This window comes from Morganella sp. TYF_1 (genome assembly GCF_043105645.1).
In the GTDB taxonomy this organism is placed as follows: domain Bacteria; phylum Pseudomonadota; class Gammaproteobacteria; order Enterobacterales; family Enterobacteriaceae; genus Morganella; species Morganella morganii_B.
Window position 1 is genome coordinate 365,747 of the sequence record NZ_JBICLU010000015.1, and the last position, 15,028, is coordinate 380,774.

Sequence of the window (15,028 nt, forward strand, 5' to 3'; positions counted from 1 at the left end):
TGATTTTGGAGAAATAACGAAACAGTGTGTGCTCATCATTCACATGAATCAGTCACGGTGTTGTGTCCGCAGTGCGACCTGGTGGTGGAAATCCCTGAGCTGGAACGGGGAACCAAAGCTGAGTGTCCGCGCTGCCACACCCACCTGGCCGCCCGCTGGCGTGAACCGCGCCGTCAGCCGCTGATGTATGCCCTCAGCGGCCTGGTGATGTTTGTGCTCGCCGGGATGTTTCCGTTTGTCTCGATGAAAGTGGCGGGTATTGAAAGCGAAATTACGCTTTATCAGATCCCGTCAGTGATGTTCGGGGATAACTACGGTGAGCTGGCACTGTTCTTTATGGGATTTGTGCTGGCGGTACCTGCCTTCTGCCTGCTTGCTATTACCTTACTGTGCAGCGGGATCCGTCTGCCGCCTCCGCTGGCCATTCCGGTCACGCGCCTGCTGTTCCGGCTGCGGGCCTGGTGTATGGCGGAAATTTTCCTCGCCGGTGTGCTGGTCAGTTTCGTGAAACTGATGGCGTACGGGGATATCGGGCTGGGCGTGAGTTTTCTGCCTTATTGTCTGTTCTGTGTGATGCAGGTGCGGGCATTCCAGTGCCTGGATAAACACTGGGTCTGGCAGCGGATTGCACCGCGTCCGCCGCTGCCGGTGGCGCTGGAGGCAGGAAAAGGCGGTTTGTGTCAGGGGGTGCGGCTGTGCGGTACCTGCCAGGCGATTCTGCCGGCAGATATGCATGAGTGTCCGCGCTGCAGCAGCCGGGGTTATGCGCGGCGGCCGAACAGTTTACAACTGACCGTGGCGCTGCTGTTTACCTCGCTGATTTTATATATCCCGGCAAACCTGCTGCCGATTATGATCACCGAATCCCTCGGCAGTGATTTCGGCTCAACCATTATGGCCGGGGTGATTCTGCTGTGGGGGGATGGCTCTTATCCGGTGGCGATGGTGATCTTTATCGCCAGTATCATGGTGCCGAGCCTGAAAATGCTGGCCATCGGCTGGCTGTGCCTGGATGCGAAAGGCCACGGCTGGCGTGATCCCGGCCGGATGCACTTTATTTATGAAATCGTGGAGTTTGTCGGACGCTGGTCCATGATTGATGTGTTTGTGATAGCCGTACTGGCGGCACTGGTGCGGATGGGGCGTCTGATGAGTATCTATCCGGATATCGGTGTGATTTTATTTGCGATGGTGGTCATTCTGACAATGATTGCCGCCGAAATGTTCGACCCGCGCCTGACGTGGGATCGGCTTGAAAAAAAACGGGCGGAGAGTGCTAAGGAGCCTCAGGTTGAACGATAAAACTGATGATTTGACAGAAGCGAAGGTCAGCAAACTGAAAAGCTGGTCACCGGTCTGGATAATTCCCATCGTCACGGTACTGATTGGTGCCTGGATCCTTATCAGCCATTTTCGCGGGCAGGGACCGGAGATCACCCTGATCACCTATAACGCGGAAGGGGTTGAAGCCGGTAAAACCAAAATCAAAAGCCGCAGCGTGGATGTCGGCGTGGTTGAAAGCGTCATGCTGGATCAGAGCTACAGCCGCGTGATCATCAAAGCCCGCCTGAACGCAGAGATGAAAGACGTTCTGCGCAAAGATACCGTTTTCTGGGTGGTGAAACCGACAGTCGGCCGTGAAGGGGTTTCCGGGCTGGGTACTCTGCTGTCCGGGGCGTATATTCAGGTGCAGCCTGCCAATACCGGCGGCGAACGTCATGAATTTGAATTGCTCGATTCACCGCCTCTGGCCTCTCCGGATGCCAAAGGGATCCGCGTGATATTAACCAGTCAGCAGGCCGGGCAGCTGAATCCGGGGGATGCGGTGCTGTTCCGTGGTTATCGTGTCGGCTCTGTGGAAACGGCAGAGTTTAATCTCGACGAGCGCGAGATGCAGTATGAGCTCTTTATCAACGCGCCTTATGACAAACTGGTCACCACCAATGCCCGCTTCTGGAAGGACAGCGGCATTGCCTTTGACATGTCCTCACAGGGCGTGAGTGTGCAGGTCGGTTCGCTCTCCACATTGTTCAGCGGCGGCGTCAGTTTTGATGTGCCGGATGGCTGGCAGCCGGGTGAGGAAGTCAATCCGAAAACCCTGTTTAAGCTGTTTGATAATCAGAAGAGCACACAAAACTCACTGTATACCCAGTATAAAAGTTACCTGCTGTTCTTCTCTGACTCCGTGCGGGGTCTGTCTCCGGGGGCACCGGTGGAATTCCGTGGTATCCGTCTCGGGACCGTGGCACAGGTTCCGTTTTATGCCAAAGGACTGGGACAGACATTTGATCAGGATTTCCGTATCCCGGTTCTGATTCATATCGAGCCCGAGCGTTTCGAGAAAGATGTGGGTAAAGACTTCAAACTGGCACAGGAACTGGAAACCGCATTACAGCAGGGGCTGCGGGCTTCTCTGAAATCCGGTAACTTACTGACTGGTGCATTGTATGTCGATCTTGATTTCTATCCGGATCAGCCGGCCTGGAAAGCGCCGATGACGATTGCCGATTATGACATTCTGCCGACCACCAGCGGTGGCCTGGTGCAGCTGCAACAGAAAGTGCTGGCGGCACTGGATAAAATCAACGGCATGCCGATTGAACCGATGATGAAACAGGCGACAGAAACACTGCGTGCCAGCGAAAAAACCATCGCGGAAGCACAGAAAACCTTGTCTGAGCTGAATGTGTTACTCAGCAGCAAAGAGTTCAAAGCGCTGCCGAAAGACATGCAGGCCACACTGCGTGAACTGAACCGCAGTATGCAGGGGATCCAGCCGGGCTCACCGGCGTACAACAAACTGGTTGATGATATGCAGCGTCTGGATCAGGTTCTGCGTGAATTACAGCCGGTATTACGTACCCTGAATAACAAGAGTAATGCTCTGGTCTTTGAAGCCGCGCCGCAGGCGGATCCGCAACCTAAGAAGGCGAAGAATTAAGATGAAAAAACTGACAAAAGCACTGGCATTCCTGGGCGTTTTTGTACTGGCGGGGTGCAGCAGCACTCCGGTCAAACAGTATTATCAGTTGCCGGTGGTGGTGGCTGCAGACAGCAGCAGTGAACAGACCAGCTTCCGCAGTACCGCCGCTGATGACCGTCATCCGCAGTTATGGATCCAGCGTATCACGCTCGGGGACGTGCTGGGGAATGCCGGGATTGTCTATCAGACCAGTGATGTGGAATACAATATCGGCAGCACTAACTTATGGGCAGGTCCGCTGGAGCAGCAGTTGCTGGAGGTGATGACGACGGAACTCAGTCAGGCACTGCCGGACAGGCTGGTTTCAGTGCAGCCGCTGGAAAACAAACCGGATACCCTGACTGTCACGGTCACCGGTTTCCACGGTCGTTATGACGGCAAAGTGATTGTGGCGGGCAGCTGGATTTACACCCACGGTGACGCGGTTATCCGCCATCCGTTTAATCTGGTACTGGAACAGGCGGAAAACGGCTATCCGGCGCTGGTACGCACACTGGGTGAAGGCTGGGCGCAGGTATCAAAATCGGTGGCTGACGAGCTGCGTAAGTAATGACAGATTCACTCTCTGTACACCGGTGCAGAGAGTGAATTGTCACTAAAATGACAAATTTGTGAAACACGCCACATTCATCCGCTTAATCTGCTGATCGCTAAAACGATTCTTATTCCGCCTGGTATATCCTTCTGAAGGCCGTTACTGTCCCCTGAAAACTAATAATCTGATTACGCAGGCAAAATAACAGCCCTGTTTTCATTGTGTATTTTTATGAAAAGCGGGACTGACACACCCTGAATCTTCTTTACTTGCAAACTCTGCCCCGAAAGCGTATTTCTATTATGGGTTGAATAAAAATCAACCTGTTTTCAGCACTGAATAACATGAGGGAAGTAACGGCATGAAAAGACAAAAGCGTGATCGTTTAGCCAGAGCATTAACCAAAGGTTATCAGGCGGGTATTTTAGGACGTTCTAAAGAGAGTTGCCCGTATCTTAAAATTGACGAACGTTCTCATTGGTTGGGAGGCTGGCGCGAGGCCATCGATAAAAGGGCGGTCATTGCGTAACCCGGTTTGAAGGATAAAAAACCTCCGCGTGCGGAGGTTTTTTACAGATAACACCACGGCAGGAAAGATTAAAACGCGCTGGTGTCTTTGAACAGACCCACTTTCAGGTCGGTTGCGGTGTAAATCAGTTTATCATCAACAAAGACTTCGCCGTCACCGATACCCATGATCAGTTTGCGGTTGATCACACGCTTGAGGTGGATGCGGTAGGTGACCTTTTTCGAGGTCGGCAGAACCTGACCGGTAAATTTCACTTCACCCACACCCAGAGCACGGCCTTTCCCTTCGCCGCCCAGCCAGCCGAGATAAAAACCGACTAACTGCCACATGGCATCAAGACCCAGACAGCCCGGCATGACCGGATCGTTGACGAAATGGCAACCGAAAAACCACAGCTCAGGTTTGATATCCAGCTCAGCTTCGATATAGCCTTTATCAAAATGACCACCGGTTTCGCTCATTTTAATGACGCGATCCATCATCAGCATGTTGCCGGATGGCAGCGGCGGCCCGTTTTCACCAAAGAGTTCGCCCCGTCCTGAGGCTTCAAGTTCTTGCTTTGTGTAGGATTCTTGTTTTGCGACCATAACTCAATCTTTGCCTTGTTTATCAGATAGGCTACACAATAGCTTACACTTGTACGCTGAACAAGTCCGATCAGATAAAAATTGTGTTATTTCCACCAGCGGGAAAACCACGAGTTTCTTGGTTTATCCTGATTATTTGCCAGAAAAATCCGATCCTGAATTATAGCTAACAAGTGTTCTCCGGACGGATTACCTTCTTCTTCATAATACGGCATATTCATCAGGCGTGAGGCTGCCTGTGAGACATGGCCTGCCGTCCATATGTGGAATTCACCCTGACGTACGGCTTCAACCACATCATCCGCCAGCACCAGATGACGCTCGTTGGCGGACGGGATAATTACCCCCTGTTTACCGGTCAGCCCTCTGGCCTGACACAGGCGGAAGAAGCCTTCGATTTTTTCATTCACGCCGCCGATAGCCTGCACAAACCCGAACTGGTCAACAGAGCCGGTCACGGCGATCTGCTGGTCAACCGGCTGCCAGGAGAGGGCACTGATAAGGGCGCACAGCTCAGCCAGAGAGGCGCTGTCACCATCCACTTCGCCGTAGGACTGTTCAAAGACCACGGAGGTGGAGAACGGGAACGGCTGCTCCAGTTTAAGCTCCGCAATCAGGTAAGCCTGCATAATCATCATGCCTTTGGCGTGAATGTTACCGCCAAGCTCTGATTTGCGCTCGACATCAACAAACTCACCATCACCGATATGTGCCACACAGGTGATACGGGAGGGCTCTCCGGTCGCTTCCGGGTGCCCCGGATACTGGAGAACGGACAATCCGTTGATCTGGCCGACAACACTGCCCTGAGTCTGGATGTATACCTGACCCTGAAGAATCTCATCCAGCCCGCGGTCGGCCAGATAGCCGTGCCGCCAGCTGCGGTTATCTTTGATTTTGCGCAGTGCTTCAGCCGTAATCGTATCCGCCGGCAGCAGGGTGGCGGCATCGCGCAGCAGGGTGGTCAGCCATGTCAGGTCGAGCGGCAGGGTCTTTTTATCTTCCTGAAAACGCATGCCCTGACGGAGCAGTTCATACCAGCCGTCAGCACTGAGCGGCGGCAGCTGATTTTGTTTCAGCAGCCCGTTAACAAACTGACACCAGACGGTCAGCTGTTCTGTTTCTTCCGGCTGGTAATCAAATTCATATTCACCGTACAACGCTTCTTCGCTCAGTTCAGGCTCAGAGAGCATAAACTCATCCAGGCTCAGGCGATCGCCCACCACAATGACCCGCAGGTCAAGCGGCATGCTGTCAACCGGGAACGGCAGCGGATGTTGTTCGGTGTGTGCCAGCCAGTCAAAGCGCTGTGAGCAGACCATCTGCTTTAAACGCAGCCACATTAGTGGTTGTGCGAGCAGGCTGCGCAGGGACATGATCAGAAAGCCGCCATTGACCTGATGAATGATGCCGGGCTGCAACTGCACGTGCTGATGATGAGTATAGACCTGACCGAACAGTTGCTCCGGTTCTGTCCAGTCACAGACCGCGAACGGCTGTACAGCACTAAAGTGACCGTTATCCGCCGGTGTAAAGACAAACCTGTGATTATCGAAGTGGTACTCTCCGCCCATGGTACGCTTTTGCCGGACTCTGATTTCCGGCGGCAGTAATTGCGCTATCGTATTCAGATAACACTCGCTTTCGTCACTTTTGACCAGCATAAAACGGCGTTTTGCCGCCGGATGGCTGAAAAGTGACAGGCTTTCCTGCAAACGCGGCTGTACGATACCGGCCTGCTGAGCAGGCAGTTCAGACGCGGTTTGCAGGATGGTGCGGTAACTGTTTTCATCAGGCAGTAATGCCTGCCAGGTCAGCTGTTTAATATTCACTCGGTATTGTCTGCTTTTGATAATGTCGGATTTAATCGTTGCGGCAGGATCTGGCGCTCTCCGCAGTGTGCGGTTATCAGCACCGCCTTTGAATAGTAACGAAAATAGCGGGACATTGTAGCGCGTAAGCAGGCCGGATAGCTATCCTCGCGGCGTTTATTTTTCCCCGTACTGACAGGAAAGAATTGTGCCGGGGGGCGGTTTTTTACGGCGAATATTGCTATGCTTATGTCTGTGTTACCCTGTCACTGAGAAAAATCATGAAATATCAGCAACTAGAGAATCTTGAATGTGGCTGGAAGTGGGCCTATCTGGTCAAAAAATACCGTGAAGGTGAGGCGATCACCCGTTATACGGAAAAAAGCCGGGCAGAAGAGGCGGTGGCGCAGTTACTGAAACTGGAATCACATCCGGTAAAAGTGACCGCCTGGATACAAAAACACATGGCGCCGGGACTGGCAAACCGGATGAGCCAGACTATCCGCGCACGGCGCAAGCGTCATTTTAATGCCGAGCAGCAGCATACCCGCAAGAAATCGGTTGATCTGGAGTTTCTGGTCTGGCAGCGGTTGTCCGCGTTATCACAGCGGCGCGGCAGTACCTTATCAGACACGATTGTGCAGTTACTGGAAGATGCGGAACGCAAAGAAAAGTACGCGACGAAGATAACATCACTGAAGGAAGATCTGCAAAGCCTGCTGGGAACAGACAAAAAATAAACCCCATCCGGAGATGGGGTTTATACAATTCATTGCATCATGCAACCGAATCAGAACTTACTGAGCAGCCTGAGTGACTTGTTCAGTTACGCCCTGGATTTCGATTTCAACACGACGATCCGGAGCCAGACATTCGATCAGAGCAGCGCGCTGTTTGATGTTGTCACATTTGTTACCAGTGACAGGATCTTCTTTACCGCGGCCTTCTGCACGGATGCTGCCGGCAGGGATGCCTTTAGCGACCAGGTAATCTACAACGCTCTGTGCACGTTTCTGAGACAGTGGCAGGTTGTAGTTCTGGGAACCGATGCGGTCAGTGTAACCGATAACCAGGACGTTGCCCTGAGTCGGATCGATTGACGCCAGTTCGTTGAACAGCTGGTTCAGAGCTTCCTGACCTTCAGCTTTCAGAGTAGATTTGTTGAAGTTGAACAGAACGTCTGAACGCAGGGTGAAACGTTTGTTCTCAACAACTGGTGCAACAACCGGAGCTGGTTCTGCAACTGGTGCAGCAACTTCATCCTGACCGAAACGGTAAGCAACACCAACACTCAGCATGCCGTTATCAGGACGTGCTAACGTGGTTTCTTTATCGCCGATGTTGTTGATCCACTGATATTCTACACGAGCTGCGATATCACGGGTGATTGCGTACTCAGTACCCAGTGCGAACAGAGGTGAAACACCTGTGTCGTTATTGGTGGTTTGTGTACGGTTAGCTGGTGTGGAGTAGCTGGAATCAGCACGCCATACCATTGCACCCAGACGGGTATAGACATCTAAGTCATCCATTACCGGATAGCTCAGTTTGGTAGTCAGCTGAACGCCCTGTGCTTTGAATGCGCCGTTATTTTCGTCACCTTTGTAAGGCATACGACCTAACCAGTCATAACCTAATTCAAAGCCCATGTACTGGTTGTGCTGATAACCAGCATAGATACCAGCGCCGATCTGATCTTTATGAGTCGGACCGGTGTTACCGATAGTGCTACCGGTATTCTGATACTGAGACCAACCTAATTTACCACCGGTATACCAGGTATTGTCTTTTGGAGCTGCCTGCGCAACGCTTGCGAAAGCTGCCACTGCCACTGCTACTGCGATAGCTGTCTTTTTCATTTTACGCCTCGTTATCATCCAAATTGGCTCTGGCTTAAATAGCCTTATTTTCGCCTTTGGTTTTTAAAAATAGTCAGGGATTATGTGCGCTATTTAGTAAATAGCTCCCAACAGGGAATTTTAAGCACTACCTTAACGGTGTAAAGTCTACAGCGAACTTTAAAAGTTACAAGCCTGTCCTGCGGAATTCGACTAAAAAAATGTAAAAAACTGTACTGATTCATAAACATACAAAATAGTCAATTTCTTTGGATATTTAACTTAACACGTTGAAATAGTGTAATTTTATTAATTAAGCAGAGCAAATGATACGGGCATGTAAAAAAAGCTGAGAATATTCTTAATTTTCCTTAATGATAAGGGAAAGAGTGAATTTGTAATGTATTCAGTTGTCGTGTAACAGGCGCACTGTCATGATGCCATTCCTGCGGGCGCATAATAAAGCCGAGGCAGCCGCCCTGTTCCGCAGCGCGCTGTAACCGGGCGTTCTCCTGCTCAGTCAGTGCCGGCAGCCAGCCCAGAACCACACTGTAGTTACCGCTGGCGAGCGCTTTCTCCATAGCGGCAACACTGTTGATTGCCGGAATGCGGGACAACTGCATGACTTTATCACCCGGCAGCTGATTCTGCGATAACCAGGTACGGTTAAGTTTTGCGCCCGGAGAGAGCCATAACAGCCAGCGGGACTCCCCGGCAAGCTGACGTAATAAAGGAAGCAGAATATGAGTCAGGACGATATCATTATTGCGATAAACCAGTTCGCTGACCATTCCGGCCGGACGGTGGTCCCCCGCAAGGGTGGATGACACAGATGCCGGTGTTACAGGGATGTATTCCCGGGTTGCCTGCTGGCGCATAGTTAACCTCACATAGTGATACTGTATATGTATACAGTATAATCCAATTCTACTCAGATCAAGTAAATTTTTTCCATACAACTCGCAAAATTCAGGTTTGCCGGATACAAATACGAATTTATCGTTGGCAATCGGAGAAACATTCCTTATTTTGTGGCGACAGCTGAGCTCAGTCAGGGAATGACACAACGATACGTTTAACCTGCTTTCAAAGGACTGATAATATGAAGGATTATTTGAAATTGTCAGATGTTCAGTTTGATCGTCTTCAACACAGCACACAGCCGTTCGGCCGGATCCGCCTGAAATCACAGTTCGGGTGTATGGGATTATCCATTGACCGCGTCACGTTCGCACTGATAGCCAACAGCCAGCTCTGGCTGAAAAGCACAGAAGCCACCCGCGAATTATTCTGCCGGCTGGAACTGAATGACCGGTTCACGTATCCCAAGCGGATCCTGCCGATGCGGATTAACTACTACCGCGTACCGGATGCGGTATGGCAGTGCCCTCAGCAGTGTGAGTTTCTTTTTTACCAGACCTACCTGCATGCGCGGGAACATGCACAGTCACGTCAGCAGCTGCCGTCGCGGATTAAAGATCTGCCGAATGTGGACAGGGCACTGGAACGTCGTTTATGGCAGGCAGGGATCCGCAGGGTGGATGATCTCTATTTACTGGGCGCCAAAGCGAGTTTTCTGAAGGTCAAAGCGCGGCCGCAGAATGAGCTGAAGTTACTGTTTGCTATCGCCGGAGCCATTGAGGGGTGCCACAGTGCAGTATTACCAAAAGCACTGCGGGAGGATCTTATCCACTGGCACGGCAGGCTGAACTAAACAGCTCAGTCATCCCGGGGAAATGCGTTTTTCCCCGGGAGCCGAAGTCAGCTGTGCGGTGTTTCTTTCTCCGCAGTCTGTTTTTTGCGGCGGAACCGTCCGGCGGAAGGCTGCCGGTTATGCTCTTTATCATTGATCTGCCGGATAAGCCCGGTAATGTCCGGTGTCAGGCTGAGTAACAGACGGATCTGCTCCAGCACCAGTTGCTCGGTGCTGTTATTGTCACAGGTACATTTATCCAGGCGCTGTGCGAGTGCATCAGCAATAGCCTGAATCTGTAAATCTTCCCGGTGTCCTTTTTGCAGGGCGGCCTCAATATAGCGGATAGCATCATTCAGCAGACGCAGAATAGTGTCATCCGTGAGTTTGGTACGGTGAGCCCCGAGCGCGGAAATATAACTGAGCAGCGTGTGATTGAGGCAAAGCAGGCGGAACGCCTCATCCTGTGATGTGCGGTAACTGCTCGGCTCTGAGGATATATTCGCCACCACCGAGGCAAATTCCCCGTCGCTGATATGGGCATCACGGCGGGCAACCCGGTACTCCAGGCTGTCAGTTTTACCGTTGTAATACTGCTGCAGAATTTGTTCCAGATAACGGCCGTTTGCCTGCATCGTGCGGTCGATCACCAGCGACAGCTGGCGGTATTTCCAGTCCGGCCAGATATAACTGACGGCAAACCAGGCAAGTCCGCAGCCGATAAGGGTATCAATAATGCGGTGAATGGCGATATCAAACCCTTCACCCAGCAGGTTAAAACTGAACAGCACCAGCAGGGTGATAAAAATGGTGGCCTGGGCATACTGACTGGTACGGAACACAAAGAACATCAGCCCGGACAGTACCATCAGAATAAGCTGTCCCTCATAAGACGGCACAAAATACATGATCGGCAGGCCGATAAGGATCCCGGCGAGTGTCCCTGTGATACGCAGCATCAGGCGGCGCCGTGTGGCACTGTAGTTCGGCTGGCAGACAAACAGGCTGGTCAGCATAATCCAGTAACCGCGGGTTAAATCAAAGGTCAGGATGATGGCGTAACCGGCACACAGTAACAGCGACATCCGGATAGCATGGCGGAACAGCGCGGATCGCGGCGTCAGGTTCTGCCGGACCCGTGCCCAGATATCACGCAGTCCCTGTAAGTTTTCGTTGGACAGGCGCGCATCTTCCTGCATCTTTTCTGCCGGAAGTTGCGTCTGCTCTGCGGTCAGCCCTTTCAGCTGGGAATCGACCCCGCGCAGGTTGGTCAGCAGATGGCGCAGAGCCATGACACTGCTGTTGCCGGGTTTTTGCTGCTCCAGCAGGTTGAGGGAGTTTTCCAGATACGAAAATGTCCGCTCAAAACGCGGGTTATGGTGATATTTCCGGCGCTGCAAAATGGCCTGTGCAACAGCGGCGCAGGCGTGTCCCTGCATGGTCATCAGCCGCTGAAAGCGGAACATAATGTCGCTGTAACGCAGTTCATTACTTAAATTCTGATACTGGATATGGGATGAGCTTGCCCGCTCATGAATATCCTGGGCGACAAAGTAATAATGAAGGGCATGGCGGGTACTGCGTTGTCCGCGATCGCCTTTCAGGCGGGAAAACAGCGTGGTTTTCGCCTGATGCATCGCTTCCGTCAGCGCGCTGTTTGCCATCGCCAGTTCAAAGACGGATTGCTGATAATCCTCTTCGATATCCGGATCAAACAGGTTCGCTTTTGCCTCCAGATAATCAGAAAGCTGCATATAATAGCGGGCGAGATTATCCTGAAGAGGACGGACAGGGAAAAACAGGTGCCCGGTCAGGGTCAGCAGGTTGTACCAGACCGCCCCGGTCAGCAGTAACAGCGGCTGCTGATACCAGTCATCAAACAGGTTTTTTCCCAGCATGGTGTAAATCGCGATCAGCAGTGCCCCGAAGGCAATGGTGGCGTAACGCTGCCCGAGCGCACCCAGCAGAATAAACCCGCTGGTTGATACCGCAAGACCTGCCATAAACAGGAGGTGGTGGTCATACAGCAGTTCAATTGACGCAGACGCGACAAAAAAAGAGATCAGCGTGATAAACAGATTACGCAGACGCCCGGCGAGCCGGTCATCCAGGTCTGTCAGTGCGGCGGCGACCATCCCGAGCGTCAGGGCAATGGTCACCTTCGGCGGCATGTGCAGCAGCCAAGGCACCAGTGTGGTCCCTGTCAGCGCAATCAGAATGCGGAAATAATAAAGAAAATGGCTGTTATAAATATACCGGCTGAAGCCGGAAAACGCTGCAAGCACAATAACCTCAGTGAGTCAGAAATACCCTTAACGGGAATTTGGCAGTAAACTAATTGTGTCTTTCCTGTAATATGATAATGGTATGGCGCTGGCATACGTTTTACCACATCTGGTTTTATCACATATTGATTTCAATCTTGTAACGGTGCGGAACACATGGAATTAAAATCAACACAAATGGGGCAGACACTGGCCCGGCATCCTTACAACCGCGTGCGGTTACTTAACGCAGGTATCGAAGTCAGCGGGGCAAAACACCGGTATGTTATTCCTTTCAATGAGTTAATCAATATTCAATGTAAACGCGGTATCGTCTGGGGCGAACTGGAGTTTGAACTGCCGGATGAGCAGGTTGTGCGTCTGCACGGTACCCAGTGGCAGGAAACTCAGGCGTTTTATCAGTATGTTACTGATATCTGGTCACGCTGGAGTGATGAAATGAGCGTGGTCAGCGCGGGGGTGCTGGATAAACAGGTCAGTGATATTAAGGCGGTGATTCAGGCCGATCGCTGGCTGACACAGCCGGAAAGTCAGAAACTGCATAACAACATTCTGCACGCCTTTGCGGCACTGCCGCTGCCCCGGGCGCGTCTGCTCAATTTTGATAACTGTGCGCAGTCATATCAGTTTTGTCTGGACTGGCTTAGTCACACCGGGGAAAAACGCCGTCAGCGCAACCGTGAATGGACAGAACAATGCCTTGAAACCTATGCGGATTTCTTTGCCAATGTGGAATCCTCCCCGCTGAATACGTCGCAGAGTGAGGCGGTGGTCAATGGTGAGCCTTCTGTGCTGGTACTGGCGGGAGCCGGAAGCGGTAAAACCTCGGTACTGGTGGCGCGGGCAGGCTGGCTGCTGCGCCGTCAGCAGGCACAGCCGGATCAGATCCTGATGCTGGCCTTCGGGCGGCAGGCGGCGGACGAAATGAATGAACGGATCCGCACCTGTCTGCATACAGAAGAGATTCGCAGTAAAACCTTTCATGCCCTCGCACTGCATATTATCCGCGAGGCATCCAATAAATCGCCGGTTATCAGTACGCTGGAAAGCGACACAGCCGCCCGTCATGAACTGATTAAATCGGTCTGGCAGACGCAGTGCCGTGAGAAAAAAGCGCAGGCAAAAGGCTGGCGCGAACTTATCAGCGGCAGTATGAACTGGCTGGTGGATGAGGGTGAATACTGGGAAGATGAAACTCTGTGCCGCCGCATAGTGCCGAGGATTGACCGCTGGCTCAGCCTGATGCGCATGAACGGCGGCAGCCAGAAAGTGATGATTGAATCCGCCCCGCCGGATATCGCGCCCGAATTCACAAAACAAATCAAACTGATGGCCCCGTTTTTAAAAGCCTGGAAAAGTGCCCTGAAAGACGAGGGAGCGACAGATTTTTCCGGGCTTATCCATCAGGCGGTGAACCTGATTGAAAAAGGGCGCTTTATCTCGCCGTGGAAAGCGGTGCTGGTGGATGAATTCCAGGATATCTCACCCCTGCGGGCAAAACTGATCCACGCGCTGCGGGCTCAGAATCCGCAGACCACACTGTTTGCTGTCGGTGATGACTGGCAGGCCATTTACCGTTTCAGCGGTGCGGAACTGACACTGACCACGGATTTCAGCGCGGTCTTCGGTGAGGGCGGGCAGTGTGCGCTGGACACCACATACCGTTTTAACAGCCGTATCGGGGAAATTGCCAACGGCTTTATTCAGCGTAACCCGCAGCAGCTGACCAAACCGCTGAACAGCCTGATGAAAGGGGATAAAAAAGCGGTTCTGTTACTGCCGGACAGCCAGCTGGAAGCATTGCTGAATAAAATGAGCGGTTATGTGACCGAAGCAGAGACGATTCTGATCCTGGCACGTTATCACCACCTTAAACCGGAGATTCTGTCGGTAGCGGCTACCCGCTGGCCGCATCTTAATATCCGGTTTATGACGATGCATGCCTCAAAAGGTCAGCAGGCGGATTACGTGATTATTACCGGGCTGACCGATGAACGGGACGGTTTCCCGGCGGCGGCGCGGGAATCGGTCATTGAGCAGGGATTACTGCCGCGGGAAGAGGAATTTATGCATGCGGAAGAGCGCCGCCTGATGTATGTGGCGCTGACCCGGGCAAAAAAACAGGTCTGGCTGTTGTATGACAAAGATTCTCCGTCCTGCTTCGCGGAAGAACTGGCGGATATGGGCGTCAGCCGGGTGAAAAAGCCCTGAACAGGAAAGCGGCGGCGGTCAGTCACCACCGCCGCAAAACGCCGTTACTGAGTGCGCTCACTTAAATAGCGGTGGTAATCCGGAATAACAATATCCACATCATTGTCGAAATCCGGCGAGTGAATAATAAAATCGGCGGTGGACATATTGGTCGCCACCGGAATATTCCAGACGGTCGCCAGACGCAGCAGGGCTTTCACATCCGGGTCATGAGGCACGGCATTGAGCGGATCCCAGAAAAAAATCAGCACATCAATTTTGCCTTCCGCAATCATTGCGCCGATCTGCTGATCCCCGCCCATCGGCCCGCTCAGCATGCCGGTGATCTCAAGTCCTGTTTCACGACTGATAAGCTTACCGGTGGTACCGGTGGCGAACAGTTCGTGGCTTTCTAATTTAGCCAGATTGCGCTGAACCCAGGCCAGTAATTTGGTTTTATAGTGATCGTGAGCCACAAGGGCGATTTTTTTATGCCTGGTCAGTACTCGGGTGGTCGATTCCATAACGCTCTCTTTTCCGGCGAATAAATGTTATTCAATAACATAAGCGAAAAAAA

Annotated in this window: 13 protein-coding genes; 7 read left to right on the forward strand and 6 right to left on the reverse strand. The window is 52.2% G+C overall.

The genetic code is table 11. The features are described from left to right. Positions 1-24: 24 nt before the first annotated feature. The 4 genes from pqiA to rmf all read left to right on the forward strand — a co-directional run bounded on the left by pqiA (position 25) and on the right by rmf (position 4,047). Positions 25-1,302 (forward strand): membrane integrity-associated transporter subunit PqiA, encoded by a 1,278-nt coding sequence (gene pqiA, locus ACF8OF_RS07030; RefSeq protein ID WP_392496146.1) that lies wholly within the window; start codon positions 25-27, stop codon positions 1,300-1,302. After that, entirely contained in the window at positions 1,292-2,941 is a 1,650-nt protein-coding gene (gene pqiB, locus ACF8OF_RS07035) for an intermembrane transport protein PqiB (RefSeq protein ID WP_025155192.1), read from the forward strand. Before pqiA ends, pqiB begins: the two co-directional genes overlap by 11 nt. A 1-nt stretch (position 2,942) precedes the next feature. Then, complete coding sequence (gene pqiC / locus ACF8OF_RS07040) at positions 2,943-3,533, forward strand: membrane integrity-associated transporter subunit PqiC (protein ID WP_279798160.1); 591 nt, start codon at positions 2,943-2,945, stop codon at positions 3,531-3,533. A gap of 346 nt (positions 3,534-3,879) precedes the next feature. After that, positions 3,880-4,047: a ribosome modulation factor gene (rmf, locus tag ACF8OF_RS07045; protein ID WP_015422581.1), complete on the forward strand. Its 168-nt coding sequence runs from the start codon at positions 3,880-3,882 to the stop codon at positions 4,045-4,047. 68 nt (positions 4,048-4,115) lie between these two features. On the opposite strand, the gene fabA is transcribed toward rmf, so the two are convergent. Together fabA and ACF8OF_RS07055 are read right to left on the reverse strand one after the other, a co-directional pair. Continuing rightward, positions 4,116-4,634: a bifunctional 3-hydroxydecanoyl-ACP dehydratase/trans-2-decenoyl-ACP isomerase gene (gene fabA / locus ACF8OF_RS07050; protein ID WP_025155194.1), complete on the reverse strand. Its 519-nt coding sequence runs from the start codon at positions 4,632-4,634 to the stop codon at positions 4,116-4,118. A gap of 86 nt (positions 4,635-4,720) precedes the next feature. Further along, a complete protein-coding gene (locus ACF8OF_RS07055; protein WP_262861181.1) occupies positions 4,721-6,466 on the reverse strand; it encodes a Lon protease family protein in 1,746 nt (581 codons plus the stop codon). A 260-nt stretch (positions 6,467-6,726) separates the two neighbouring features. Here ACF8OF_RS07055 and matP point away from each other — a divergent pair, with 260 nt between their 5' ends. After that, positions 6,727-7,185 carry a macrodomain Ter protein MatP gene (gene matP, locus ACF8OF_RS07060; protein ID WP_279800764.1) on the forward strand — a complete coding sequence of 153 codons (459 nt, stop codon included), beginning with the start codon at positions 6,727-6,729 and terminating at the stop codon, positions 7,183-7,185. 57 nt (positions 7,186-7,242) lie between these two features. Here matP and ompA read toward each other — a convergent pair whose 3' ends face one another. Together ompA and sulA are read right to left on the reverse strand one after the other, a co-directional pair. After that, positions 7,243-8,304, reverse strand: coding sequence for a porin OmpA (gene ompA / locus ACF8OF_RS07065; RefSeq protein ID WP_262861179.1), 1,062 nt, complete (start codon positions 8,302-8,304; stop codon positions 7,243-7,245). A 350-nt stretch (positions 8,305-8,654) separates the two neighbouring features. Continuing rightward, positions 8,655-9,161, reverse strand: a complete 507-nt coding sequence (gene sulA, locus ACF8OF_RS07070) for an SOS-induced cell division inhibitor SulA (protein ID WP_279800763.1) — start codon at positions 9,159-9,161, stop codon at positions 8,655-8,657. Positions 9,162-9,385: 224 nt separating this feature from the next. Between sulA and ACF8OF_RS07075 the strand changes: the two genes are divergently transcribed. Further along, on the forward strand, positions 9,386-9,997 hold the full coding sequence (locus ACF8OF_RS07075) for a TfoX/Sxy family DNA transformation protein (protein ID WP_262861177.1): 612 nt from the start codon (positions 9,386-9,388) through the stop codon (positions 9,995-9,997). 47 nt (positions 9,998-10,044) lie between these two features. Here ACF8OF_RS07075 and yccS read toward each other — a convergent pair whose 3' ends face one another. Further along, complete coding sequence (yccS, locus tag ACF8OF_RS07080; protein ID WP_392496147.1) at positions 10,045-12,261, reverse strand: YccS family putative transporter; 2,217 nt, start codon at positions 12,259-12,261, stop codon at positions 10,045-10,047. A 156-nt stretch (positions 12,262-12,417) separates the two neighbouring features. Between yccS and helD the strand changes: the two genes are divergently transcribed. Next, positions 12,418-14,472, forward strand: a complete 2,055-nt coding sequence (gene helD / locus ACF8OF_RS07085; RefSeq protein ID WP_392496148.1) for a DNA helicase IV — start codon at positions 12,418-12,420, stop codon at positions 14,470-14,472. A gap of 44 nt (positions 14,473-14,516) precedes the next feature. Here helD and ACF8OF_RS07090 read toward each other — a convergent pair whose 3' ends face one another. Further along, positions 14,517-14,975 carry a methylglyoxal synthase gene (locus ACF8OF_RS07090; RefSeq protein ID WP_262861174.1) on the reverse strand — a complete coding sequence of 153 codons (459 nt, stop codon included), beginning with the start codon at positions 14,973-14,975 and terminating at the stop codon, positions 14,517-14,519. Positions 14,976-15,028 lie beyond the last annotated feature (53 nt).

Bases quoted from the DNA above. Each gene is read 5' to 3' on its own strand.
- pqiC (WP_279798160.1), top strand. From the start codon at position 2,943: ATGAAAAAACTGACAAAAGCACTGGCATTCCTGGGCGTTTTTGTACTG.
- rmf (WP_015422581.1), top strand. From the start codon at position 3,880: ATGAAAAGACAAAAGCGTGATCGTTTAGCCAGAGCATTAACCAAAGGT.
- fabA (WP_025155194.1), bottom strand. From the start codon at position 4,634: ATGGTCGCAAAACAAGAATCCTACACAAAGCAAGAACTTGAAGCCTCA.
- matP (WP_279800764.1), top strand. From the start codon at position 6,727: ATGAAATATCAGCAACTAGAGAATCTTGAATGTGGCTGGAAGTGGGCC.
- ompA (WP_262861179.1), bottom strand. From the start codon at position 8,304: ATGAAAAAGACAGCTATCGCAGTAGCAGTGGCAGTGGCAGCTTTCGCA.
- sulA (WP_279800763.1), bottom strand. From the start codon at position 9,161: ATGCGCCAGCAGGCAACCCGGGAATACATCCCTGTAACACCGGCATCT.
- ACF8OF_RS07075 (WP_262861177.1), top strand. From the start codon at position 9,386: ATGAAGGATTATTTGAAATTGTCAGATGTTCAGTTTGATCGTCTTCAA.
- helD (WP_392496148.1), top strand. From the start codon at position 12,418: ATGGAATTAAAATCAACACAAATGGGGCAGACACTGGCCCGGCATCCT.
- ACF8OF_RS07090 (WP_262861174.1), bottom strand. From the start codon at position 14,975: ATGGAATCGACCACCCGAGTACTGACCAGGCATAAAAAAATCGCCCTT.